Here is a 25,556-nt window from a genome sequence, read left to right on the forward strand (position 1 = left end):
GGATGGATCATGAATATCCAGACCGCTCCCACTGCAAAGCCGAGAACGTCGGCTGAAAGCGCGCTGATCGACAACTTTGCCACCCGCATGGGCGAATTGCCCGGTAATGGCGATGTTGTCATTGCGCGTGACAATGCACTGGAAACGCTAAAAGTTCACGGCCTTCCATCGCGTCGTATCGAAAGCTGGCATTACACAGATTTCCGCACGCTGCTTAAAGGTGTTGCGGATTTCAGCTCTGCGGCGGGTACGAATACGTTGCCTGCACTTCTCGCAGGCTCGTTCGTCATTCCTGTCAGCAATGGCGTGGCTCTCGAAGCCAAAGCGCCTGAAGGTGTATCGCTTACACGTATAAGCGATGCGCTTGCTGATGGATCACTGGCCTCCGAAATGAATGTGCGTGGCACTGACGATACGATTGGTCAGATCAATGCTGCCTATATCAGCGATGGATGGGCAATTTCGATCGCCGATGGCACGGAACTCGAAGCGCCGCTGGAACTGCAGAACATCCAGAAAACCGGGCAGGGACATACTCGCTTCCCGATGCAGATTGGTGCCGACGTCAAGGCGACGGTTGTCGAACGTCAGTCCGGTGGCGAGGGCGATGCGTTCTCTACGTCTGTAAGTCACGTCACCGTTGGTGATGGTGCTGAGATCGTATGGGTTATCCTGCGCGATTTTGGTCAGGCTACTCAGCTTGCCCAGTTCAATGCCACGATTGGCAAAGGCTCGAAGCTTACGCTTTACATCGTGAATGCTGGTGGCAAGCTGGTACGTCAGGAAGTGCACCTGAACGTCACGGGCGAAGACTCTGACTTCGAGCTTCGTGCGCTCAATCTTCTGGCAGATGATACCCATACCGACATCACGATGACGGTTGGGCATCTGGTTGAAAATACGCGTTCGACCCAGATCATTCGCAATGTCGTCAAGGATCGCGCACGTGGCGTATTCCAGGGCATGATCCGCGTCGCGAAGATTGCTCAGAAGACCGATGCTCGTATGGCCTGCAACACGCTTCTGCTGTCTGATGACGGTGAGTTTGATGCGAAGCCAGAGCTGGAAATCTTTGCTGATGACGTCGCTTGTGGTCACGGCGCAACGGTTACGGAACTTTCCAAGGACTATCTCTTCTACCTGATGGCTCGCGGTGTTCCGGAAAACGAAGCACGTGGCCTGTTGATCAAGGCGTTCATTGCCGAGATCATCGAGGAGCTGGAAAATGAAGCTCTGGTTGAAGCACTTGAAGATGTGCTTTCGACCTGGCTTGCAGCCCACGCTTGATTGAGCAGGGCGAAGTGAGTTGTTCACTTCGCCTTTTCTGCCTGACTTAGCGGTCAAGCGGTAGAAGGAACGACCATGGACCAGAAGAACCCGCTCGTTGCGGCTTATGATGTCGATGCGATACGCAGGGACTTTCCGATCCTGTCACGACAGGTTCATGGCAAGCCGCTTGTTTATCTGGATAATGGTGCTTCTGCGCAAAAGCCGCAAAGCGTCATAGATGCTGTTACTCATGCATATGCAAACGAATATGCAAATGTGCATCGCGGTCTGCACTTTCTTTCGAATGCCGCGACAGACGCTTACGAAAAGTCGCGCGAAACAGTTCGACGTTTTCTGAATGCAGGTTCGGTCGACGAAATCGTCTTCACCAAGAATGCCACTGAAGCGATCAATACGGTCGCTTATGGTTATGGTATGCCCAATATCGGCGAGGGCGATGAAATCCTCTTGTCGATCATGGAACATCACTCCAATATCGTCCCATGGCATTTTATCCGTGAACGGCAGGGTGCAAAGCTCGTCTTCACGCCAGTGGATGACGATGGCGTTTTCCATATCGAGGAATTCGAAAAGCGTCTGACTGAACGCACCAAGCTTGTCGCAATCACGCATATGTCCAATGCTCTTGGCACAGTGACGCCGATCAAGCAGATCGTTGAGCTGGCGCATGCACGTGGTATTCCTGTGTTGGTTGATGGCAGTCAGGGCGCGGTTCATCTGCCTGTCGATGTGCAGGATCTTGGCTGTGACTGGTATGTCTTTACCGGCCACAAGGTCTACGGCCCATCGGGCATTGGCGTTCTTTATGGCCGTGCAGAAATGCTTGAAAAGATGCGCCCATTCCAGGGCGGCGGCGAAATGATCGAGGAAGTGACGGAAGAAAACGTCACTTACAATCATCCGCCACACCGCTTTGAAGCAGGCACGCCTCCAATCGTTCAGGCGATAGGGCTGGGTGCGGCTCTCGAATATATGGAAAAGATCGGCCGTCATGCGATCCTCGCGCATGAAGAAGACTTGCGTGACTACGCGCATGAACAGTTGGGAAAAATCAATTCTCTGCGGATCTATGGCAATGCACCGGATAAGGGCGCAATCATTTCTTTTGCCCTTGAAGGCATCCATGCGCATGATGTCTCAATGGTCATTGACCGGGCAGGGGTTGCTGTGCGTGCGGGTACGCATTGCGCACAGCCGCTCTTGAAACGCTTTGGTGTCACCTCTACATGCCGTGCATCGTTCGGGATGTATAATACCCGAGCTGAAGTCGACGCTCTGGCAGAAGCCTTGGAAAAGGCAAGGAAGTTTTTCGGATGACCGAGATCGAACAAAAAGTTCAGGAACAGACTGAAGCAACAATCGACGATGCAGCTGCATCGGAGGAAGGGAAGTCTGTATTCTCTGCTTCTGCGCTACCGCAAGAAGAACTGCTTCGCTTGACGGACGACATCATTGCTGCGTTGAAGACAGTTTATGACCCCGAAATCCCCGCTGATATCTATGAGCTCGGTCTCATCTACAAGATCGATATTGAAGATGATCGCACGGTCAAAATCGAAATGACGCTGACCGCACCCGGATGCCCGGTTGCCGGCGAAATGCCGGGCTGGGTCGAGAACGCGGTTAGTGCAGTAGAAGGCGTGTCCATGGTCGAAGTCGCAATGACTTTCGATCCGCCATGGAGTGCTGATCGTATGTCGGAAGAAGCGCAGGTCGCTGTCGGCTGGTACTAAAATTGACAAAAAAGCCCCGCAATGCGGGGCTTTTTTGTATCTTGGATCAGTATCCTGTCGTATTCGCGTAATGCATCGAGTTTTTTCCGAAACAGCCCTGCAACAGACCAACCAATCCGCCAAGAGCCGTTGCCGATGAAACAAGTCCCTGACCGCCTCTGAACGGTATGGACAGCACTGTGCCCAAAAACTTGAATGCGCGGCCGGCAACCTTCAGCGGTAGCCTTTTCAGTGTCTTGCCCGGATTCTCGCGATAGCGCGCACCAAATTCCGTGATGTTATGATCGCGATTGCGGCGATAATGATAGCTCAGTGTCAAACGGGACGAGGGTACTGTCTCATAGACGATAGCGTCACAGGCCCAACCTGTTCTCGCTCCAAGTGACTTTGATTTTGCCCAAAGATTCCAATCTTCGCCGCCTGTCAGGCCAAAGTGAGAATCAAAGCGCAATCCTGTGCTGCGGAAAAAATCCAGCTTTCCCATCCAACTGCCTGTTGCGACTTTGATCGAATCCCCGCGGCCTGTTTCACATTTGCGACGGCATTTTTTTTCAGACTTGTAGCCGCTACGTTCAATGCCAGACCAAACCAATTTTTGCAGAAATGAAAGCTTCTCATCAAAAGGTTTTGGCCTGACGGGCGAGCCGATGATGTCGAGATCAAGACGATCCCGTTCAGCGAGCAGGGTGATGAGCCATTCAGGCTCCACAAACTCGTCATCGTCTACATAGACGAGAAAATCGAAACCTTGCTCAATAGCATGATTGAGTGCGCGATTTCGCGCCGAAGAAATGCCCAAAACGCCTTCGATAATGTAGTCGATCTGATCCTCAGGCATCAGCGCGCGGAAACCTTCAACAGTTTCATCGAGCGTTGGAGAAAAATTATTCTCGACAATAAGAAATGTAATAGAAGCATTATCCGGCTTCTTTATTAAAGCAAGTGATGAAAAAAGATTGCAGAGCATTTTCGGTCTGCTGCGAGTGACGACGGAAACACATATGCGCCGCTGTTGCATGATATATTAAACCAAAAAAGTTTATTTGCGATATTATGTATGCTTATTATATATTTTGCATAAGTGCAATAGTTGCAGAAAAGTAACGTTGCAACTTTGAACAACAGAAAAGTTCTCTTATTCTTGAAGGTATATCAATGTCACAGGGAAATAAAGTAAAGCGCTTGGTGTAGTGCGCTAGTGGTGCCCCCAGAGAGACTCGAACTCCCGACCCCCTGATTACAAATCAGGTGCTCTACCAACTGAGCTATAAGGGCACTGGCGTCGAATTAGCATAATTCCAGCGCGTGTAAAGCGAAAATTCACATTCAGGGGGTGATGGTAAGCAGGTTTTGCATATGATAGCCATCTAGCCTGTGGAAACTGCACCGGCTGGCGCATTGGAACGGATAATATGGACGATAAATCCCTGGCGATTCACTTTCTCTCATCGGGAACACAAGAATCACTTGCAGCTCAGAAAGAGCTGGTGAAACGTTACGGGCATGTTGCAGCCGAAGACGCAGATGCGGTTGTGGCCCTTGGTGGCGACGGCACGATGTTGCAGGCTTTGCGCGACTTTATGAACAGCGGCATACCAGTATATGGCATGAACCGTGGCTCGGTCGGGTTCCTTATGAATGAGTTCAGCGTGGATGATCTGCCCGCGCGCATTCATGCAGCGCAGAAAGAAATGATCCGTCCGCTGGAGATGATTGCTGAAACGCAGCATGCCCCACCGTTCAAGGCGCTTGCAATCAACGAAGTTTCGCTTTTCAGGCAATCTTATCAGGCAGCAAAGGTGCGCATCACCATAGACGGCAAGGTGCGGCTTGAGGAGCTGGTTTGTGATGGCGTCATGGTTGCGACCCCTGCAGGCTCCACGGCCTACAATCTTTCTGCACAGGGTCCAATTTTGCCACTTGAAGCTCCGCTTCTGGCTTTGACACCCGTAAGTCCCTTTCGGCCAAGGCGTTGGGGTGGGGCGCTTCTGCCAAAGCATGTAACCGTACGAATGGATTTGCTGGAAACAGAAAAGCGGCCGGTTAATGCGGTCGCTGATAATAACGAAGTGAAGTCGGTAAGGTCAGTCACAGTCCGTGAAGACCCAGACAGCCAGGTTGCTATTTTATTTGATCAAAATCATTCTTGGGATGAGCGGATTTTAACAGAACAATTTAGACATTAGTTGGCTATGATTTTAGTAAAATCACGCATTAGTGTGGAGTGAAACACAATAAAATACAAATAAATAAGCATTTTTATATTCTTGGGCTGTATTTTAGTTGACTTTTGCACGCTGTGGACGTAGGCGATGCTGCAAGAAAACGCTTATTGCGTTGCAGACGCCTTTTCTGCCTTGGTTCCTGCGCCGGTTGACGCGGCTGCAATGACAGGATGGGTGGAATTCATTTCCAAACAGAGAGCTGCGCCTCCATTGACGACATTTGCCGAACTCGGTCTTTCCCCGAAAGTGCTCGCTGCTGTTGAAGCTGCGGGATACACCGCGCCTACACCAATTCAGGCTGGTGCCATTCCACCTGCACTGGAGCGTCGAGATGTTCTTGGCATCGCTCAGACAGGCACGGGTAAGACAGCGTCTTTCGTGTTGCCAATGCTCCATCTTCTGGAAAAAGGTCGGGCACGCGCTCGTATGCCTCGTACGCTTATTCTTGAGCCAACGCGCGAACTCGCTGCGCAGGTTGAAGAAAATTTCGTAAAGTATGGCGTCAATCAGCGTCTGAACGTGGCTTTGCTGATCGGTGGCGTTTCGTTCGATGAACAGGAACGCAAGCTGGAACGCGGCGCAGATGTGCTCATCGCGACGCCTGGCCGTCTTCTCGATCATTTCGAGCGCGGTAAGCTGCTTCTGACCGGCGTTGAAATTCTGGTTATTGACGAAGCTGATCGCATGCTCGACATGGGGTTCATTCCTGACATCGAGCGCATTTGCAAGCTGATCCCGTTCACCCGTCAGACACTGTTTTTCTCGGCGACAATGCCGCCGGAAATCACCAAGCTGACCGAACAGTTCCTGCATTCGCCGACACGTATTGAAGTCGCGAAAGCATCTTCGACGGCTAAGACGGTTACACAGCGTCTGGTAAAGTCGGGCAAGAAGGATTGGGACAAGCGCGCAGTGTTGCGTGATCTGATCCGTGCTGAAGGTGATACGCTCAAGAACGCCATCATTTTCTGCAATCGTAAGAAGGACGTATCTGAGCTTTTCCGCTCATTGGTTCGTCATGAGTTTGATGCTGGCGCCTTGCATGGCGATATGGATCAACGTGCGCGCATGTCGATGCTTGCCAACTTTAAGGAAGGCAAGTTGCGCCTTCTGGTTGCTTCCGATGTTGCAGCTCGTGGCCTCGATATTCCTGATGTCAGCCATGTGTTCAACTACGACATTCCTATTCATTCGGAAGATTATGTGCACCGTATCGGTCGCACAGGTCGCGCGGGCCGTTCTGGTAAGGCGTTCACGCTCGTTACCCCTACGGACACAAAATATCTGACGGCGATCGAATCCATGATCGGTGAAAAGATCGAATGGCGTGATGGTGATCTTTCAACCTTGCCAGCGTCGGACGAATCTGAAGATACGTCACGCAAGGGCAAGAGCGTTCGTGGCAAAGGTAAAGATGCCAAGGGCAGATCGAAAGATAAGCAGAAGGTCGAGACACCTGTGATTGTTCAGGCAGATGAGCCGCAGCCAATAATCAACGAAATCAAAGAGCGTCGTGATACGATCCGCACGTCAAATGACGAGCGTCGTGGCAAGCCGCAGCATGACAACCATAAGCGTCGTCGCGATCGCGATGATGATGATGGTCCGGTGCCAGTTGGTTTCGGTAACGATATTCCAGCCTTCATGCTGATCCCGACCGGGGTTTGAAATTTAGGTTGATAGAAATTAAAAAGCGCCCGTCTGTTTCAATCAGACGGGCGCTTTGTATTTTGGTATGATGTTTCGGAGAAACAAATAGTTAGAGCGGCTTTTATGATTTCGCTTTAACAGGGGCACTTCTGAGACTTGCTGCGAATGCCAGCCGTGCCCAATCAGTCATGATTTCGGGATCGTCATAAGCGTCGTCTGGCACGCTCCAATAAGGCATGGCGACAGGCTTGCCACTCTTGCGACTATCATAAGCCCATTGTGTCGATCCTGCTTCGATGAAGGCAGGCGCCGTCTGTGCATCAGCTTTCAGCAGCAGCTCGTCTTGAACAACGAGCGCTATAATCAATCCCTGATGATAAATACCTTTGCCGCCGAACATGCGGCGAATGCTGATCGCTCCCAAGCCTTCAAACAGATCACGTAAGGATTGGTCATCCATTTTAGAAACGCCGAGCGGTTAGAGTGCATCCCGAAAACTGCGAAATGGCTTTCTGATAAGATGCAGCAGAAAACAAAATGCTGAGATGTATCGATATGATTAAGTCGCGTCGCCTTAAGCTGCGCCCTGCATTTGACGCAGGCTTTCAGCGGAGGCTGGCTGAAGTTCAACAGACTCACCACAACCACAGGCCGATGTCTGGTTTGGGTTGTTGAAGACAAATCCGGTGCGCAAGGTCGTCACTTCAAAGTCCATCTGTGTGCCCAGAAGAAAGAGAACAGCCTCAGGGGCGATATAGACTTTCGCGCCATCCTTTTCGACGGAATCATCACCAGCTTTGGGCTCAGTGACGAGATCGATGGTATATTCCATGCCAGCGCAACCACCCTTTTTTACGCCGACGCGAATACCAAGAGCGCCGTCACGCGACGCCATGATTTCACTAACGCGAGCTGCTGCTCCATCGGTAAGCGTCAAGACTGAGAAACGACCCATTTTCATCTCTTCCGGTGTTATGCTGGTCTGTAACTGGAGAATCATCCAGTCTGTTCGGAGCAATCTGCTTTTCTGCGCGATTGCCACGTTTTCACTATAGTTAGTGTTGTAACATCATTACTGCAAGACACCAAATCGGGAGCATAGCCACAATGGATGTGCACATTTGGATGCGCTGCAACCAAAGAATTGCTGGAAGAGGAAAAGCGAATGTCGATTGAGCGCGTAAAGCCTTTGATACTTGCTGGGGTTGCTGGCATTTTCAGCACCGTTGTCTTTATGTCCGGCGCACAAGCCCAGGAAGCGCCCAAGAAAGCTGCTCCGGCCCAGGCGCAGGCTCAGAAACAGGAAAAACCCGTCGAAGAAACCAAGCCATCCGAACAGACGCAGGATGTTGGTGATGGCATAACGGTCCCTGATTATCGTGATGACCGCTCGACGCCTCAGGCGCTGATGGAATCCTATTACAATGCGATCAATCGCAAGGAATACGCGCGCGCCTACAGTTATTACTCTGAGGAGGGGCGTGAGCCGGATTTCAAGACCTTTGCAAAGGGTTATGAAGGAACCAAGAGCGTGAAAGTCGCTGTCCGGAAGACAGATCCGGATCCTGGTGCGGGACAAATCTACTGGAGCCTTCCAATTGCTATCGAATCTGAAGGCGATGATGGCAAAAAAGAAGTGTTTACGGGCTGTTATACGATCCGCTTAACCAATCCTGGCATGCAGGAAGAACCGCCTTACAAACCGATGCAGATCATGACCGGTTCGTTGACTAAGTCGCCGTTGGAAATCGAAAAAAGTGTGCCGGAGAGCTGTGAAGCGCCTTAATGAAAATTCATGCTTGACCTTACCACGATGGGAGGCTGCACAGTGGTGTCAGTTAAGGCATTGGAACCAGAAACGCGAAGCAGTTTTTCGTGAGGTTAATGCTTGAAACGACCAGTCAGACCGGCATCCGCGATACTGTCATCACGGAACGGTTCTCAAGCAAGGAGTGATCTGCATGGTAACTTTTTCTGTACCGAGGATGAAATGCGGTGGTTGCGCCGATAGTGTCACAAGCGTTTTGCGTAAGCTCGACGGAAAGGCGACCATCGATATCGATCTCGATAAGAAAAAGGTCGAGTTTGATGGCGACGTATCAAAAGATGACGCTCTCAATGCTCTTTCGGCTGCCGGTTATCCGGCAACGATTGCGCAATAATGTGATCGTCATCACGCGCATTGCTGTGACGTGCCGCTTGTAAAATATTTATCCAATGCATAATTGCCGGGCAAAGCTGTCCGGCATTTTTCAATCAGGTGTATTAGAATGCTGATGTGGGTGACCGTGTGTTGCAATCAGGCCTGCAATTCTTGTGTCCGGCAAATTTTGTGATTGATTGACTGGGAGGCCGTTTTTTGCCACATCAACGGCAAATCTCGTTTATGGTGCCCATAACGACAGCGAACTGCGATTGTCACGGATTTGCCGTATGATCTGGGTTCTGTTTGCAAAGGGTGCCAGAAGGCATAATCATCGCGTGATCGCGATAAAGAAGGATGTAGGGCATGGCTATGGCAGCCGATTTCCAGGATCTTCGCACGAAGATGGTCGATAATCAGATCCGTACTACGGATGTAACAGACCTTAGGGTTATTGATGCTTTTCTGACCGTTCCACGTGAGGCTTTTGTTCCGGCAAACCGTCAGGTGCTTGCTTATATCGACGAAGATCAGCTGCTCGAGAGCGAGGGCACTGCGCCGCGCTATCTGATGGAACCATCACCTTTCGCTAAGCTTGTACAACTTGCAAAAGTCAACAAGGACGACGTCGTTCTCGATGTAGGTTGCGGCACCGGTTACTCTTCGGCAATCTTTTCTGAGTTGGCTGGATCGGTCATTGGCCTCGAAAGTGATTCCGCATTATCGGCTGTCGCGGCGGCTCGTTTGCAGGGACTTGGCCATGACAATGTTGTGATCGTTTCAGGCGATTTGAATGCAGGTTACCCTTCCGAAGCGCCTTACGATGTGATTTTCATTGAGGGTGCAGTTGATTTTGTGCCGGAAGTACTTTTCAATCAGCTTAAAGAAGGTGGCCGTCTGGTTGCCGTCGAAGGGCGTGGAAATGCCGGAATTGCGCGACTTTACGTGAAAGAAAACGGCGTTGCTTCGGGACGCAGCGTTTTCAATACAGCTGTTCGTCCGCTTCCGGGTTTTGAGCGCATTGAGCAGTTTGAGTTTTAATCCAGCGCGTGGGGCAATTCTGCAACGATGCGGAAATTGTTTGTGAAAGCACTGGCGGGAAAGATGGAAATAGCGGAATTTACACGTTATTAAGTCTTCCCGAACCGATCGGTTCGATTATAGATTCGTTTGTTCTGATATGAGGTATACGGTGTTCAAAGCGTGCAAAGGACTTATGGCGGCGGCAATACTCCTGTCTGGCACCGTTTTATCGGGACAGGCCGCTTTGTCAGAGACGCTGAATGGCGCTCTCATGAAAGCCTATAAGAACAACGCGACCCTGAACTCTTCCAGAGCAGGCGTGCGTATTGAGGACGAGAATGTCGCGATTGCAAAATCCGGCTTCCGTCCGCAGGTGACGGGTTCTTATAATATCGGTCGTGGCAAGACGCCGACAGCTGGCACGCGCACGACAGGCACATACGGTATTGAACTGAACCAGATGCTGTTTGATGGTTTTCAGACCAAGAACAACGTTGCCGCAGCTGAAACCAGTGTATTTGCTCAGCGCGAAAACCTCCGCAACGACGAACAGAACACGCTTCTGGAAGCCGTTCAGGCTTATATGAATGTCTACCAGCTTCGCCAGATTGCAGCTCTTCGCGAAAAGAATCTTGCCGCAATGAACGAACAGGTCCGCGCTTCACGCGCACGGCTTGACGTTGGTGAAGGCACACGTACTGACGTTGCTCAATCGGAATCGCAGCGCTCCACGGCGATTGCGGCGCTCAATTCGGCTCGTGCCGATGTGAAGACTGCCGAAGCAACTTATGTTCAAGTCGTTGGCGCACAGCCGGATCGTCTTGCCGTGGCATCTGCTGCCAAGAACCTTCCGCGCTCTCCAGATGTTGCCTATGCAAACGCTGTTACTGTGCATCCGGGCATTCTGGCTACCCAGTATGCAGTTAACGCGCAAGGCTACAACGTCAAGGCCAAGGAAGGCGCTTTGCTGCCGACCGTTGGATTGACTGCCAGCGCGAGCCACCTCGACACCTATGCTGGCACCAATGCTGGTGACGGCAATTCGGCATCGGTTGGCGTTGGTGTGAGCATTCCGATCTATACGGGTGGCCGCACCTCAGCACAGATTCGTCAGGCCAAGGAACAGCTCGGCCAGGCACGTATCGAAGTTGATATCATTCAGGACAGAGTTCGCCAGGCAATCAGCTCGGCCTGGTCGCAGTTGGAAGCAGCTCGTGCATCCGTCAAGGCCAACCGCGATGGTATTGCCGCAGCTCAGCTCGCTCTTGATGGTGTCATTGAGGAACGTAAAGTTGGTCAGCGTACAACGCTCGATGTTTTGACTGCACAGAACAGTCTGGTTGATGTGCAGATTGCGCTTGTGCAGGCCGAGCATGACTCAATCGTTGCAAGCTATGCGCTGCTCAATGCAAGCGGTCGTATGACTGCTCAGGATATGCAGTTGCAGGTGGCCCAGTATAAGCCTGAAGAGCATTATAATGCTGTAAAGGACAAGTGGTTCGGTCTGCGCACGCCAGATGGCCGCTAAACCTTAAGCTTTTAGAGATAACAAACGGCGCCATTGGCGCCGTTTTTGTTTGATTCGTTTTTCCGGCGGAAATTCTTAATAAAATGATAAAGCTGTGGGTTCGGATTGCATGTGCCTGTGGAGGGATTCTCAAACCGACCAAGGTCCGGTACCCTTAATCCATTGATTCTCTGCCTGTGTGAGTAATTGGCAATAAGGGAAAGACGGATAGCTATGGCACAAACATCCAGCGCAGCACGCGAACCGTCAATGGAAGAGATTCTTGCTTCCATTCGCCGGATTATCGAAGATAGCGATGTTTCGCGTCATCCGATGCCTGCCGCGTCCGCTTTTCCAGCGCGTAGCGAAGTCGCGAAATTTCGCAAGCCTGTTACGATTCAGGAACCAAAGCCTGAGGTTGAAGCGAAACCAGCTCTGAAGGCCGATATTTTCTCGGATGAGCCCGTACTGCGTGGCCCCATTTCAGAAACAGCTCCTGCTGCAACCGTTGAAGATGAAATTCCTGATGCGGATGAAGAAGACGCCGACGCTGATTTCGTTCTCGACGCACAGAATGATGATCATCGCAGTGCTGTTGTCGAGCCGATGGCTGATGCTGATGTTACTCCGCCTTTGGAAACACAGATTGCCGCTGAGCTGAATGCTTCACAGTCCGATGATACTTCTGATGTGGAAGTTGAAGCAGCACCTGTTGCCCAAGTGCCGCCTGCTCACTTGAAAGTGCAGGGTGCAGAACATATTTTGTCAGAGGGTACCGAACGGAAAGTGGCCGCCGCGTTTCAGGATTTGAACCATGCTGTTCACTCCGAACCGCGTCGTTCTTTCGATGAAATCGCTTCTGACCTTTTGCGCCCGATGTTGCAGGACTGGCTTGATAACAATTTGCCACCTCTTGTTGAGCGGCTTGTTCGTGAAGAAATCGAACGTGTGGTGCGAGGCGAACGCTGAGCATGTCTCCCAAAGGTGAGAACCGTTTTTGGGATAGAGACATGCGCAAGAAAACCAACCTGAAGCGCTCCGCGCAATAGGTTGTTTCGCGCCAGATTGGACAATTCGACCCGTCTGTCTCACAGGCGGGTTTTCACTTTTAGGGTGATTTGTCGGCTGTTAATTGCTATTGAGCCGTCAATCAATTCATTCCGCATAAAGACCGGACGTTTCCATGCTTGAGAAGACTTATGACGCCGCGGCTGTAGAGCCGAAAATCGCTGAACGCTGGGAAGAAGCCGGCGCATTTAAGGCGGGTGCGGGTGCGAAGCCTGGCGCTGATCCTTTTGCTGTCGTCATTCCTCCACCGAATGTGACGGGTTCGTTGCATATGGGGCATGCGCTTAATAATACGATTCAGGATATCATGGTCCGTTTCGAGCGCATGCGCGGCAAGAATGTTCTCTGGCAGCCTGGCATGGACCATGCAGGTATTGCTACGCAGATGGTTGTCGAACGGCAGCTGGCGGAGCGACAGGAACCCACACGTCATGTCATGGGCCGCGAGAAATTCATCGAACGCATCTGGCAGTGGAAGTCTGAATCTGGCGGCATGATCTCCAATCAGCTTCGTCGGCTCGGTGCGTCATGCGATTGGTCGCGTGAACGTTTCACGATGGACGAAGGTCTGTCGCGCGCAGTTCTTGAGGTCTTTGTCTCGCTTTACAAGCAGGGACTCATGTATCGCGACAAGCGCCTTGTGAACTGGGATCCGAAGCTGTTGACGGCGATTTCCGACATCGAGGTCGAATCCCGTGAAATCAAGGGGCATCTCTGGCACTTGCGCTATCCGCTGGAGAACATTCCGTTCGATCCAGAAAACCCGCATACCTTCATTGTTGTTGCAACGACACGTCCTGAAACCATGCTTGGTGACTCCGGCGTTGCGGTGAACCCCAATGATGAACGTTATCATGCGTCGGTTGGCAACAACATCGTTCTGCCTCTCGTTGGCCGCCACATTCCGATTGTTGCGGATGACTATGCTGATCCGGAAGCAGGTTCTGGTGCCGTCAAGATTACGCCTGCACACGACTTCAATGACTTTGAAGTTGGCAAGCGCAACGATCTTCGCGCGATCAATATTCTGACACCGTCAGCAGCAATTACGCTCAAGGATAATGTCGACTTCCTGGAAGGTCTGGAACTGACGCCGGATCTCAACGCTCTTATCAAAGAGTTTGAGGGGCTGGATCGTTTTGCTGCACGCAAGCGGCTTGTCGAAATGCTCGACGAACAGGGCTATCTGGAAAAGATCGAGGATCACACGCATGCGGTTCCACATGGTGATCGTGGTGGCGTGCCAATCGAGCCTTATCTGACCGACCAATGGTATGTGAACGCCGCTGAACTCGCGAAGCCAGCCATGGCTGCGGTTCGTGATGGACGCACACAGATTGTACCGAAGAACTGGGAAAAGACCTATTTCGACTGGATGGAAAACATCCAGCCGTGGTGCGTTTCCCGTCAGCTTTGGTGGGGTCATCAAATTCCTGCATGGTACGGACCGGATGGCCAGTGCTTTGTCGAGAAGAGCGAAGAGGAGGCGAAAGCCGCCGCCCGCGCTCATTATGGCGAAGAGGTTGCTCTCGAACGCGATACCGACGTTCTGGATACATGGTTCTCGTCGGGCCTGTGGCCGTTCTCCACGCTCGGCTGGCCAGACAAGACGCCGGAACTGGCAGCCTATTATCCAACCAGCGTGTTGGTAACTGGTTTCGATATTCTGTTTTTCTGGGTCGCCCGCATGATGATGATGGGCATGCATTTCATGGAAGAGATTCCGTTCCATACGGTTTATCTCCATGCGCTCGTGCGCGATAAGCACGGTGCGAAGATGTCAAAGTCCAAGGGTAACGTCATTGATCCGCTTGAGCTGATGGATGAGTATGGTGCAGATGCTCTGCGCTTCACGCTTGCCATTATGGCTGCACAGGGCCGTGACGTTAAGCTTGATCCGTCTCGCATTGCTGGCTATCGCAATTTTGGAACCAAGCTTTGGAACGCGACGCGATTTGCTCAGATGAACGGCGTGAAGCTTGATCCGAATTTCAAGCCGGACAATGCCAAGCTGGCAGTCAATCGCTGGATTCTGACGGAACTCACCAAGGCCACACGTTCCGTAACGGATGGTATTGCCAATTATCGCTTCAATGAAGCAGCGGGTGCTGCCTATCGTTTTGTCTGGAACCAGTTCTGCGATTGGTATCTGGAACTGCTCAAGCCGATATTCATGGGCGACGACGAAGCGGCAAAGGCCGAAGCACAGGCAACAGCTGCTTATTGTCTGGATGAAATCTACAAGATCTTGCATCCATTCATGCCGTTCATGACAGAAGAGCTGTGGACTCTGACCGCAGGCGAGGGTGCAAAGCGTGAAACGGTTCTCGCTCTGGCAGAATGGCCTGAATTGTCTTTTGAGGATGAGGAATCAGCTGCTGACGTCAACTGGCTGGTTGATCTTGTCATGGGCATTCGTTCCGTTCGTGCAGAGATGAATGTTCCAGCGGGTGCTGTGGCTCCAATCGTTGTTCTAGAGGCAAACACTGCAACGATAGACCGCTTTGCGCGTCACGATGCAGCAATCAAGCGTCTGGCACGTGTCGAAGCGATCTCCTTTGCACAGGAAGCGCCAAAGGGTTCAGCACAGCTGGTGCATGGCGAAGCCACGATCTGTCTTCCTTTGGGCAGCCTGATCGACCTGAAAGCAGAAGCCGCCCGTATGGCCAAGGAAGCAGGCAAGATTGCCGCTGAAAGGGAAAAAATCGAGAAGAAGCTCTCGAATGAGAAGTTTGTGGCTAACGCAAAGGAAGAGGTCGTTCAGGCCGAACGTGAGCGTTTGACCGAGCTGAAAGATGCGGCTGCACGCGTTGCGACCGCTGAGGCTCGTATTCGCGAAGCGGGCTGATTTCGCCCGTTAGATCCCATCGCATCTCGAATCATCAGCCCGGCAGCTCCAAGCTGCCGGGCTTTTGCATTCAAAACGGCCAGAAATTTATCATTTCAAGGTGTTCTAAAGTTCATCGAACCGCCGTTTCGATTGTTTTTCAATGCTGTTGCGCTTTAGCAACAAGGCGCGAATTAGACCAAAAAATGGCGAAATTTGGTGGTTTTTAGGCCCATTAGCATTGGGAAACTTAGAAGAATTTGTAATTGGGACCCCTATTTTGGGGTTTTCGTCAAAACACTTCTTCGCTACCCGCCATTCATTCAATTTATGCATCTTGCAGGCTGAATCCTTCCTGATTTACGTTTGCGTCAAAGTAAATTGCTGAAGTTCATTGCATTCTGTTTGGGAGGACATTTTATGAAGCTGCAGCGCATCAAAGCTGTTGGAATCGCAGCCGGCCTGTTGGGGAGTGCGATAAGTGCACATGCAGGCGGTCTCGAGCGTAGCTCACAGGATTTTGATATCCTGTTCGAGCAGGGCACTGTGATTGACACAACCGGGACTTTTGTTTCGCCACAGCGTAAGCTGAAGAATATTCGGGGACCAATCGGTGCTGCTACAGGCGGTATCAATCCGCTCAGTGGTCGCCCGTATTCCACCGATGTGGATGAAGCAAAGAGCTATTGGGTTCCAAAGTTCTCGGCCAAGGTCGATCTTACGGATGATCTGGCCTGTGCCGCACAGTACCGTCAGCCTTGGGGCATTCATACGGATGTCGGCACTGACAACATCCGTATGTTCACGGCTATTGAACAGAAAATTTCGTCCAACGATTACGGTTTGAACTGTTCCTACCGTTTCAATGCGGGTGAAAAAGGTTACTTCCGTCTTCTCGGCGGTGTCAGCTATCAGGAACTCAAGGGCGAACAGACCCGTATGATTCCTCCGGGCTCAGCTTTCGGCGGTTCATTCCGTGTGGCTTCGCTTGACGTCGAAGACAAGGCATTTGGCTGGCGTCTCGGTGCTGCCTATGAGCTTCCTGAATACGCGATCCGCGCAAGCGTCGTGTACCAGTCTGAGGTCAAGTACAACCTTGAAGGGACCATTGATAATCTGGCTCTGAGCCCGATCAACGGTCGTGCACTGCCGATTAGCGTTGCCGGTGACGTCGCAACACCTCAGTCGGTTGAATTCAAATTCCAGACCGGTATTGCACCAGATTGGCTTGCATTCGGTTCGGTCAAGTGGACTGATTGGTCGAGCGTTGAAATGGTAGCATTCAACTCATCGTCGAATCTTCAGCTCGCTCCAGGCGTGATTGTTCCTAAGGGAACCAACATTACCAACCTGAACCTTTACTATCAGGATGGCTGGACTGTCAGCGGTGGCGTTGGACACAAGTTCAATGATCAGTGGTCAGCAGCCGCGACCGTTACGTGGGACCGTGGAACAACGACAGGCCTGACGTCTCAGACTGACATCTGGCTCTTCGGCCTCGGCACTAATTACAAGGCGACAGATAACTTTGAAATTCGTCTTGCAGGTGCTGCTGGTTGGCTGACGTCTGGCGATATGGACGATACTGTTATCAACGGTAAGCCAAATCCAACAGGTTCTAAGGGTGAATTCGGTAACGACTTCGTTGGCGCTTTGTCGCTGACGGCCAAGGTCAAGTTCTGATCACCTGACGGAGACAGTAAAAAGCCCGGCTCTCAAGCCGGGCTTTTTTGTTTTGAGAGCGATGATTTTATTGTTCAAGGCGGGCAAGCAGGGAAGATGTATCCCAGCGGCCACCGCCGATTTTCTGTACTTCCTTGTAAAACTGATCGACCAATGCGGTTACAGGCAACAGCGCTCCGTTGCGATTGGCTTCTTCAAGGCAGATGCCCAGATCTTTGCGCATCCAGTCCACAGCAAAACCGAATTCATATTTGCCGTCATTCATCGTGCCGTGGCGATTTTCCATTTGCCACGAACCAGCTGCACCCTTCGAGATGACACCGATCAGCTTTTCAATATCAAGACCGGCTTTCTTGCCGAAATGAATACCTTCTGCGAGGCCTTGTACAAGACCGGCAATGCAAATCTGGTTGACCATCTTGGCGAGCTGACCAGATCCTACAGGCCCCATAAGACCAACTGAACGGGCATAGGCGTCGATGATCGGCTTGGCCTTGTCAAAAACTGCTTCTGGCGCGCCAACCATTACGGTCAATATGCCGTTCTCCGCTCCAGCTTGACCGCCAGACACGGGCGCATCAACGAAATGAAAACCACGCTTCCGCGCTTCAGCATCGAGCTCACGCGCGACTTCTGCCGATGCTGTGGTGTTGTCGATGAAAATGGCGTCCTTTTTCATCGTTGAGAACGCGCCATTTGTGCCGGTTGTTACTTCGCGCAGATCATCATCATTGCCGACGCAGCAAAAAATGAAATCAGCATCGCGGGCGGCTTCGGCAGGAGTGGCTGCATGCTTGCCACCGAACTGTTCAGCCCATTTGGCAGCCTTTGCGGCCGTGCGATTATAAACTGTAACGTCGTGGCCACCTTTGGTCTTCAGATGGCCAGCCATTGGATAGCCCATCACGCCGAGGCCGAGAAAGGCCACTTTAACTGCTGTCATTGTCGGAAACCTCCAGAGGAAATGCGTCGAAATATAGGTTAGGTAAGGGGCGTCATGACCGCCTTGTGATAGGCGGGGCGCTGCGTAAGACGGCTATACCAGTCTTCGAGATGAGGCATGGGCTCACGCTCAATTGGAAACTCAAACCAGGCATATGCATAGCAACCAAGCGGGATATCGCCGACGCCGAAATTGCTACCCGATAACCATGGTTGAGCGGCAAGTGCGTTATTCGCAATTTTGAACGAACGCGTCATGCCATCAATCCCACGCTGTGCGATGGCTTTGTCACGCTTGTCTTCGGGCAGCCGGATCAAATTGGTGATTACATCACGAAAGTCGGCACCAAACGTCGAGGGTGCCCAATCCATCCATTTTTCGGCCTGCGCACGCTCGGCAGGGTCTTTGATCCAAAGTCCGCTCTCTGTATGCGTCGCAGCGAGATAGCGAACGATCACATTGGATTCCCAAAGTGTTGTGTCGCCATCTTCAAGAAGAGGGATCAGGCCATTGGGGTTACGCGCAAGATAATCTGCATCCTGTAAGCCACCAAACTGTCCGCCGATATTAATCTGCTCATATTCAACCGCGAGCTCTTCAGCTATCCAAAGCACCTTTTTTACATTGGTAGAATTGGTTCGACCCCAGATTTTCAACATGATTGAGCCTATCGCATTGCAGTGAGAATGCGCGGGATGCGCATATGGATAAGTATGCATTTAAAGCAGATCGCCCCCGGTAGCTGCAAGGCTAACGGGGGCGATAAAGTTTCTTTTATTCATTCGTTCAGCGGATCAAATGTCTTGTCAGTCGCCGTTCAAGGAAGTCCCAGACATGCCGCAGGCATTCGACAATCAACAGATAGATAACTGCTGCCCAGATATAGGTCTGGAAATCAAACGTCCTTGAATAGGCACGGCGGGTTTCACCCATCAGATCGAGAACCGTGATGATTGCGACGATAGCCGATCCCTTGATCATAAGAATGATCTCGTTGCCATAAGGGCGCAGCGCCACGATCAAAGCCTGAGGCAGGATGACTTTCCAGAACGTTACACGTTTGGAAATACCAAGAGCCGCGGCACCTTCCCATTGACCAATAGCAACGCTCTGAATGGCCCCACGCAGGATTTCTGCCTGATAGGCCGCCGTGTTGAGAGAGAAGGCCAGAATAGCGCAGTTCCAGGCATCGCGGAAGAACACCCAAAGGCCGACGCTTTCAAGGAAAGGACGGAATGTGCCGAAACCATAATAAATCAGGAAGGTCTGGGCGAGCAGCGGTGTGCCGCGGAAGAAATAGACATAGGCAAAGGCGATGCCACGCAGCCACCGATTTTTTGACATGCGCGCAGCTGTAATTGGCAGCGAGAGGAGTGCACCGATAACGATCGAAATTGCTACCAGCCGTAAAGTGACCAGCAGTCCGGACCAATAGCGCGGGGCGTAGGTCTCAAACAGATCGATACGCCACACATTATAGAGGTAAAGTGCAAGCCCAAGAAAAAGCAGGCCCCAGAATGCAACGATGAGGTGGCCAGCAATGCGTGCGCCTGTCCAGCTTCTAACGACTGGAGGCGGGGCGAGAACATCTGCTGCGTTGCGAGAGGTGATTTCACTCATAATCATGCTCCCCGCGACGCGTTACTGCCCGCATCGGCCCAACGAGCGATCCGGTTGATGAAATATGATGAGATGATCGCAAGTGCGAGATAAAGCAGACAAGCGACGCCAAAGAAAAGGAATGGCTCTTTCGTGACGCGTGCAGCAATCGACGTCTGGCGCAGAATGTCTGACAGCGTGATAACCGAAACAAGCGATGTATCTTTCAGCAGCACCAGCCAAAGATTGGCAAGGCCCGGAAGGGCAATCTTGATCAATTGCGGCAGAATGATTTTGCGCATGGTCTGCCAATGCGACAGACCAACCGCATATCCGCCTTCATACTGACCGCGCGGGATCGCGCGGAATGCAGACAAAAAGACCTCGCTTGAATAAGAAGAGAACACAAAACCGAGTGCGATCATGCCAGCAGCGAAGGCATTGATCTCGATATTCGCATTGATGTTGAACAGTGTAAGCAGGCGCTGCAAGCCAAGGGACGCGCCAAAGTAAACGAGGAAGAGGGTTAGCAGCTCCGGTAATCCGCGAAAAATGGTCGTGTAGATATTGCTCGCAAGCCGGATCGATGGCTCTTCCGATTGTTTACCCAAGGCTACAATAAAGCCGAGGGCGAGGCCGATGGGTAGGGTCGCGACTGCCAATGCAATAGTGACCATAAGTCCCTTGGCAATGCTGATACCCCAACCTTCAGGGCCGAAACTCAATAAGGTGGCGTAATGTTCCATGCGCCTAATCTCTTCCTGAGGGCTTCAAGTCTGTTATCAAACGAGACTTGATAAATTTTGAATTTTATCTTTATAGCCCAAATAGTTACGCCGGTTTACTTGAGAGTAAACCGGCGTCTGGATGTTAAAATATCTTAGTTCTCTGCACCGTAAGCGTCGAAATCAAAGTACTTGTCGTTGACTTCTTTGTACTTACCATTGGCACGAATTGCCTTGATTGCTTCGTTGAACTTCGCAACCAGTTCAGGGCGACCCTTCTTGAAGGCAACGCCCGCACCAGGACCGTGAATCTCGATAACCGGTGGGAAAGTGCCAACCATCTTGCAGCAGGCGCCATCTGGCGTCTTCAGCCATTCGGCCAGCGTCACGCTGTCGTCATTAACGGCATCAAGACGACCGTTTGCGAGATCGAGACGATATTCTTCCGCAGTCGGATATGCCTTGATCGTGCTGTCGGTGAAGGTCTTTTCGGAATAGTTGGCGTGCGTGGTCGAAACCTGTACGCCAATCGTCTTGCCTGCCAGATCTTCCTTGGTCACACCCTTGATGTCGGTGTCCTTAGGCGCAGCTACGCCGGGAGGCGTGTTGTAATATTTGTTGGAGAAGTCGACCTGCTTCTTGCGTTCGTCTGTGATGGACATGGACGCGATGAAAGCATCGAACTTGCCGGACTGAAGAGCAGGGATGGCACCGTCCCATTCCTGGGTCACGAATTCACATTCGGCTTTCATTTCGTCGCAGAGCGCTCTGGCAATATCAACGTCAAAGCCGGAAAGCGAGCCATCTGGCTTGATGAAGTTGAAAGGAGGGTAGGCACCTTCCGTACCGATTTTGATCTTCAGTGGTTCCTGAGCATTGGCAATACCGGCGCTCATGCTGCCGAGTGTGATTGCAATTACTGCAACTGATGTCGCCGCAGCGATACGCTTAATAACGCGCATTCTTAGTCCTCTCGTTTAGTTGTGGCTGGTTCCCTGATTCTTCTTCTGGTTCAGCCGCTTCAAGAGACGCTGTCGACATAAAACTTTAAGTAGTAAGTCTGACAGTGGATCCCCCGTTCCCTACAAATAGATGCTAGAGCTGACAACGCGCAATATTTTTTCGCACTTATGCCCAATCATCCGCCCAGACTTTGATAATCCCACCATTTTCCATGACATTGCAAGACGGTATGAGTAATTTAATTGTGCATGCAGGAAGGGGATTTAATAGGATTTCCTATAGAATATGACGATGAAGCCGCATTTTTTACCGGAATTATGCTTAATGGCAGGGAAATCCTCAAAGCTTCATCAATTGCACAACGAAGTCGGCAATTTCTTCGACGGCATCAAGATCAAACAACGGCAATTTTTCACGTTGCGTGATGTGATCGCTGGCGATTGCAACAATGCTGGGATCGTCGTCGGAAAGGGGCGGACCGTCGTGCCCGCCAGAGCGCCGAAGCTCGATTTTTTTATGAGATTCGCGCTTGTAGCCTTCAATCAGAACCAGATCGCATGGGGCGAGTTTACCGACAATCGCTTCTAGCGAAGGTTCCGCTTCGCCCAGATTTTCATGCATGATCGCATAGCGCGCTGAGGATACGACAGCGACTTCAGCAGCACCTGCCTTTCGGTGCCGCCACGAATCTTTGCCAACATGGTCGATATCAAAATTGTGGTGCGCGTGTTTCACGGTCGAGATTCGATAGCCGCGTCGGGTCAGTTCCTGAACAAGCCTTTCGGTCAGCGTGGTCTTGCCCGAATTTTTCCAGCCAGTGATTCCGAACAGCTTATGGTTCATTTAGGGCCTCGTTCAGACGGGTCGCTTCAATAAGATCTTCTGGTCTGTTGATGTTGAAGAACGGATCATAGATCTCCCCATCAGCCAGCTGCATAAGAGGAAAATCAACGTCTTCAAAGCCGATGTGGTGTGCAAAGGCAAGGACGCTGGCTTTCTCGGCATGGGAGAGCCATTCGTTGAGTGAGAATAAAAGGCTTGTCTTCCATAGACCGAAAATCGGATGCACTTGTCCATTAGAACTGGCTAACACGATGCGGGCAGCAGTTTTCTTTTGCCGCTCATCAAGCTGGAGTGCGAGATCAGCCGGAAGGAAAGGACTGTCAGCCGCCACACTTACCATCAGGGGGAAATCATGGGCATATTCAAAAGCAGTTTTTAGACCGACAAGCGGCCCACCATGCGAGGAAGGTGAGTCGCTAATCACGGGAATATCCAGCCCGGATAGCCGATGGTGATCGCCATTTGCATTGAGAAAAAGATAATCGACCTGTGGTGAAAGCCGCGCTGCAACATGTTCGATGATTGTTTGTGAACCGAGTTGCTGCAAGAATTTGTCGCCCGCTAAACCACCTGCTTGCATACGGCTGGATTGACCACCGGCAATGATCGCGCCTGCAATGCGGTCGGTCTCTCCCATTATGAAGGCTCCACTCCGGTTGGCATGGCAGCTAATGTGCTCTTGTTTCGCTCTCGTTTTTTGCGGACATTTTCACGATAGACCATATAGATACCACTGCCGACGACGAGAATTGACCCGGCAATTGTATAGGAATCTGGCGCTTCGTTGAATACCACTGTGCTCAACAGGATCGCCCATAAAAGGCTCGAATAGCGGAATGGTGAAACGAACGAGATTTTGCCTTCACGCATAGCCATGATGATAAAGTGATAGCCGATCAGCAGCAGTCCGGCGGCCAAAGCCATGATGAGAACTGGCACGACACCAACGGGTTGCCAGCCACCCATCGGTTGAATGAGGCCGCCGCCTGTCAAAGCGATTGCACCAGCGGTCAACGTGGACAGATAAAGCGTCGGAACGTGTGCCGGTACGCGGCGGGTCGCGATGTCGCGCATGGCTGCAAAACAGACGCTGGACAGAAGGATACCAACAGCGGCAAGACTTGCTGAACTATCTGTGCCGGGACGAATGATGATTATAACCCCGACAAGGCCGAAGGAGATACACATCCAGCGTCGCCAGCCGACTTTCTCGTTGAGGAAAAGCACAGCGCCCAGAGTTACGACCAGTGGCGTTGCCTGAAAAACGGCTGAACAGAATGCCTGCGAAAGATGTCCGAGAGAAAAGATGTAGGTGACCGTCGCCAGTACTTCGCCCAACACGCGCACAACGGTCATCAATTCCATCGAGAGATTGCGCAATGCACCATTGCGCCAAGCCAGCAGGCCAATCGCGATTGTCGCAAATATCCCGCGGATAAACATATACTGACCGCTGTTCATCTGCGTCAGCAGATATTTCGTCATCGTATCGCCAATGGTGAATGTACCCATAGCGAGGAGCATAAATATACTTGCACGAAAGTTAGCTGACTGCGGCACAATATGGAATCCGGTTTAGGATTGTATATCGCTATCGCATCGATTGGATTCGGTCCAATTTATACTTGTTGCAAATGTATTTAAATTATTTATCCGCCGGTGAGGCTCATGTGGCGAGCAACAGCCGGGCGATTATGGTCGCGATCAATGATAAAATCATGACCTTTGGGCTTGCGCGAAATGGCCTCATCAATTGCGTCATTCAGTATAACATCGCTTTCGCTTGCACGCACTGCGACGCGCAAATCTGCATCGTCGTTCTGACCGAGGCACATATAAAGCATACCCGTGCATGTGAGGCGCACGCGGTTACAGCTTTCGCAGAAATTATGGGTGAGTGGCGTGATGAAACCGAGACGCCCACCGGTTTCCGCTATGGTAACATAACGGGCAGGGCCACCTGTGCGGTATGGAATATCGGAGAGAGTGAACTGCTTGCTTAAATCGGTGCGCAGTTGGGAAAGCGGCAGATATTGATCAGTGCGATCGAATTCGATTTCCCCCATGGGCATGGTTTCGATCAAGGTCATGTCCATGTCGCGGCCATGGGCCCAGCGGATCAGTTCCGGGATTTCAAGCTCATTGAAGTTCTTCAGCGCAACCGCATTGATTTTAACGCGAATGCCGGCCTTTTGAGCCGCATCAATACCCTCTATGACGCGATCAAGATCACCCCAACGGGTGATGGTGCGGAATTTATCGGGGTCAAGTGTATCCATGGAAACGTTGATACGACGTACACCGCAATCTGCCAGCTCTTCCGCATAGCGGGCGAGCTGAGACCCGTTGGTGGTGAGCGTTAACTCGTCCAGCGCACCTGTTTCGAGGTGTCGGGATAGTCCACGAATAAGATGCATGATATTCTTGCGGACAAGTGGTTCCCCGCCGGTCAGGCGCAACTTACGAACACCCTTTGCGATGAATGCACTGCAAATCCGTTCGAGTTCCTCGAGCGTCAGCAAGTCTTTCTTTGGCAGGAAAGTCATGTGTTCCGCCATGCAATAGGTGCAACGGAAATCGCAACGGTCGGTGACGGATACGCGCAAATAGGTCACGGCGCGCCCAAACGGATCAATCATTTGTCCGGTTGGAGAAACAACAGGCAGAACTTGAGAACGTTGCATAGAGTAAGCCATTGTTTCCACACGTTGCAGAACCCATTCTGCATCCTGGTTCAAGAGATAAGTATCCTCGAACGCTTTGTCCAGTTTACGCCTTTGCAAAGCACCTTCAAGTGAGAAGGCATTAATCTCGACCGTTCGGTCTTTTATCTCTTCTCATCGCGGGTGAAGATCAATATCTCTTTGATTTGGCACCATTCAGGGCGGCGAGAGCATAATTTACATGTTTGCGCTCCTGGAATGAACAGCCGCTGGAATGACGGAGAACAATTATGAGTGATGTCTGGCCCACTGAATTGCGTGTCTCGAAAGACCGTAAGCTTCTGACGGTGGCGTTTGAAAGCGGTGCGAGGTTCGAGCTGACGGCCGAGCTTCTGCGTGTGTTGTCGCCGTCGGCAGAAGTGCAGGGGCATTCACCGGAGCAACGTGTGACCGTAGGCGGTAAACGCAATGTCGAAATCATGCGCATGGACCCGATTGGCAATTACGCGGTCCGCATAACCTTCGATGATATGCACGATACGGGCTTGTTCTCATGGACTTATCTCCACAAGCTGGGCACTGAGAAAGACACGCTTTGGCAGACTTATCTGGATGAGCTTTCGGCAAAAGGCCTGAAACGCGATCCGAAATAAGAAATTCAGATGAAACAA

At 51.5% G+C, this 25,556-nt stretch carries 25 protein-coding genes and 1 tRNA gene; 13 read left to right on the forward strand and 13 right to left on the reverse strand.

Annotated elements, in window-relative coordinates:
- Positions 1–9: 9 nt before the first annotated feature.
- From sufD to CEV32_RS10950, 3 genes are all read left to right on the forward strand, one after another.
- A complete protein-coding gene (sufD, locus tag CEV32_RS10940; protein ID WP_094577154.1) occupies positions 10–1,287 on the forward strand; it encodes a Fe-S cluster assembly protein SufD in 1,278 nt (425 codons plus the stop codon).
- Between the two features lie 75 nt (positions 1,288–1,362).
- On the forward strand, positions 1,363–2,607 hold the full coding sequence (locus CEV32_RS10945; protein ID WP_094577155.1) for a cysteine desulfurase: 1,245 nt from the start codon (positions 1,363–1,365) through the stop codon (positions 2,605–2,607).
- The gene (locus tag CEV32_RS10950) at positions 2,604–3,023 is read left to right on the forward strand and encodes an SUF system Fe-S cluster assembly protein (protein ID WP_094577156.1); all 420 of its coding nucleotides are present in this window, start codon (positions 2,604–2,606) and stop codon (positions 3,021–3,023) included. Before CEV32_RS10945 ends, CEV32_RS10950 begins: the two co-directional genes overlap by 4 nt.
- Positions 3,024–3,069: 46 nt before the next feature.
- Here the strand turns inward: CEV32_RS10950 and CEV32_RS10955 are convergent, their stop codons facing one another.
- Positions 3,070–4,041 carry a glycosyltransferase family 2 protein gene (locus tag CEV32_RS10955; RefSeq protein ID WP_094577157.1) on the reverse strand — a complete coding sequence of 324 codons (972 nt, stop codon included), beginning with the start codon at positions 4,039–4,041 and terminating at the stop codon, positions 3,070–3,072.
- Positions 4,042–4,222: 181 nt separating this feature from the next.
- Positions 4,223–4,298 (reverse strand) — tRNA-Thr (locus CEV32_RS10960).
- A gap of 137 nt (positions 4,299–4,435) precedes the next feature.
- On the opposite strand from CEV32_RS10960, the gene CEV32_RS10965 reads away from it, so the two are divergent.
- Entirely contained in the window at positions 4,436–5,209 is a 774-nt protein-coding gene (locus CEV32_RS10965; RefSeq protein WP_094577158.1) for an NAD kinase, read from the forward strand.
- Between the two features lie 249 nt (positions 5,210–5,458).
- Positions 5,459–6,916, forward strand: coding sequence for a DEAD/DEAH box helicase (locus CEV32_RS10970; RefSeq protein ID WP_094577474.1), 1,458 nt, complete (start codon positions 5,459–5,461; stop codon positions 6,914–6,916).
- A 103-nt stretch (positions 6,917–7,019) separates the two neighbouring features.
- Here CEV32_RS10970 and CEV32_RS10975 read toward each other — a convergent pair whose 3' ends face one another.
- The gene (locus CEV32_RS10975) at positions 7,020–7,358 is read right to left on the reverse strand and encodes a TfoX/Sxy family protein (RefSeq protein WP_094577159.1); all 339 of its coding nucleotides are present in this window, start codon (positions 7,356–7,358) and stop codon (positions 7,020–7,022) included.
- Between the two features lie 114 nt (positions 7,359–7,472).
- A complete protein-coding gene (gene sufA, locus CEV32_RS10980) occupies positions 7,473–7,853 on the reverse strand; it encodes a Fe-S cluster assembly scaffold SufA (RefSeq protein WP_094577160.1) in 381 nt (126 codons plus the stop codon).
- A gap of 210 nt (positions 7,854–8,063) precedes the next feature.
- On the opposite strand from sufA, the gene CEV32_RS10985 reads away from it, so the two are divergent.
- The 7 genes from CEV32_RS10985 to CEV32_RS11015 all read left to right on the forward strand — a co-directional run bounded on the left by CEV32_RS10985 (position 8,064) and on the right by CEV32_RS11015 (position 17,149).
- Positions 8,064–8,684: a Cif family virulence factor gene (locus tag CEV32_RS10985; protein WP_094577475.1), complete on the forward strand. Its 621-nt coding sequence runs from the start codon at positions 8,064–8,066 to the stop codon at positions 8,682–8,684.
- 175 nt (positions 8,685–8,859) lie between these two features.
- The gene (locus CEV32_RS10990; RefSeq protein ID WP_094577161.1) at positions 8,860–9,060 is read left to right on the forward strand and encodes a heavy-metal-associated domain-containing protein; all 201 of its coding nucleotides are present in this window, start codon (positions 8,860–8,862) and stop codon (positions 9,058–9,060) included.
- A gap of 353 nt (positions 9,061–9,413) precedes the next feature.
- The gene (locus CEV32_RS10995) at positions 9,414–10,082 is read left to right on the forward strand and encodes a protein-L-isoaspartate O-methyltransferase family protein (protein WP_094577476.1); all 669 of its coding nucleotides are present in this window, start codon (positions 9,414–9,416) and stop codon (positions 10,080–10,082) included.
- Between the two features lie 139 nt (positions 10,083–10,221).
- The gene (locus CEV32_RS11000) at positions 10,222–11,592 is read left to right on the forward strand and encodes a TolC family outer membrane protein (protein WP_094577162.1); all 1,371 of its coding nucleotides are present in this window, start codon (positions 10,222–10,224) and stop codon (positions 11,590–11,592) included.
- 213 nt (positions 11,593–11,805) lie between these two features.
- Positions 11,806–12,540 (forward strand): PopZ family protein, encoded by a 735-nt coding sequence (locus CEV32_RS11005; protein WP_094577163.1) that lies wholly within the window; start codon positions 11,806–11,808, stop codon positions 12,538–12,540.
- 214 nt (positions 12,541–12,754) lie between these two features.
- Positions 12,755–15,487, forward strand: coding sequence for a valine--tRNA ligase (locus CEV32_RS11010; RefSeq protein WP_094577164.1), 2,733 nt, complete (start codon positions 12,755–12,757; stop codon positions 15,485–15,487).
- Between the two features lie 399 nt (positions 15,488–15,886).
- Positions 15,887–17,149 carry an OmpP1/FadL family transporter gene (locus tag CEV32_RS11015; protein WP_268876687.1) on the forward strand — a complete coding sequence of 421 codons (1,263 nt, stop codon included), beginning with the start codon at positions 15,887–15,889 and terminating at the stop codon, positions 17,147–17,149.
- A gap of 67 nt (positions 17,150–17,216) precedes the next feature.
- On the opposite strand, the gene CEV32_RS11020 is transcribed toward CEV32_RS11015, so the two are convergent.
- The 9 genes from CEV32_RS11020 to moaA form a co-directional block, all read right to left on the reverse strand.
- Positions 17,217–18,092, reverse strand: coding sequence for an NAD(P)-dependent oxidoreductase (locus CEV32_RS11020; protein WP_094577165.1), 876 nt, complete (start codon positions 18,090–18,092; stop codon positions 17,217–17,219).
- 38 nt (positions 18,093–18,130) lie between these two features.
- Entirely contained in the window at positions 18,131–18,751 is a 621-nt protein-coding gene (locus CEV32_RS11025) for a glutathione S-transferase family protein (RefSeq protein WP_094577166.1), read from the reverse strand.
- 127 nt (positions 18,752–18,878) lie between these two features.
- A complete protein-coding gene (locus CEV32_RS11030) occupies positions 18,879–19,712 on the reverse strand; it encodes an ABC transporter permease (RefSeq protein WP_094577167.1) in 834 nt (277 codons plus the stop codon).
- 2 nt (positions 19,713–19,714) lie between these two features.
- On the reverse strand, positions 19,715–20,437 hold the full coding sequence (locus CEV32_RS11035) for an ABC transporter permease (RefSeq protein WP_094577168.1): 723 nt from the start codon (positions 20,435–20,437) through the stop codon (positions 19,715–19,717).
- Between the two features lie 134 nt (positions 20,438–20,571).
- Positions 20,572–21,378, reverse strand: a complete 807-nt coding sequence (locus tag CEV32_RS11040) for an ABC transporter substrate-binding protein (RefSeq protein WP_094577169.1) — start codon at positions 21,376–21,378, stop codon at positions 20,572–20,574.
- 340 nt (positions 21,379–21,718) lie between these two features.
- Positions 21,719–22,222, reverse strand: coding sequence for a molybdopterin-guanine dinucleotide biosynthesis protein B (mobB, locus tag CEV32_RS11045; protein WP_094577170.1), 504 nt, complete (start codon positions 22,220–22,222; stop codon positions 21,719–21,721).
- Positions 22,212–22,859, reverse strand: coding sequence for a molybdenum cofactor guanylyltransferase (gene mobA / locus CEV32_RS11050; protein ID WP_094577171.1), 648 nt, complete (start codon positions 22,857–22,859; stop codon positions 22,212–22,214). Before mobA ends, mobB begins: the two co-directional genes overlap by 11 nt.
- A complete protein-coding gene (locus tag CEV32_RS11055) occupies positions 22,859–23,746 on the reverse strand; it encodes a DMT family transporter (protein ID WP_094577172.1) in 888 nt (295 codons plus the stop codon). Before CEV32_RS11055 ends, mobA begins: the two co-directional genes overlap by 1 nt.
- A gap of 125 nt (positions 23,747–23,871) precedes the next feature.
- On the reverse strand, positions 23,872–24,906 hold the full coding sequence (gene moaA, locus CEV32_RS11060) for a GTP 3',8-cyclase MoaA (protein WP_167382798.1): 1,035 nt from the start codon (positions 24,904–24,906) through the stop codon (positions 23,872–23,874).
- Between the two features lie 269 nt (positions 24,907–25,175).
- Between moaA and CEV32_RS11065 the strand changes: the two genes are divergently transcribed.
- Positions 25,176–25,538, forward strand: coding sequence for a gamma-butyrobetaine hydroxylase-like domain-containing protein (locus CEV32_RS11065; RefSeq protein ID WP_094577173.1), 363 nt, complete (start codon positions 25,176–25,178; stop codon positions 25,536–25,538).
- Positions 25,539–25,556 lie beyond the last annotated feature (18 nt).

The sequence above is a fragment of the Brucella rhizosphaerae genome (genome assembly GCF_002252475.1).
GTDB lineage: Bacteria > Pseudomonadota > Alphaproteobacteria > Rhizobiales > Rhizobiaceae > Brucella > Brucella rhizosphaerae.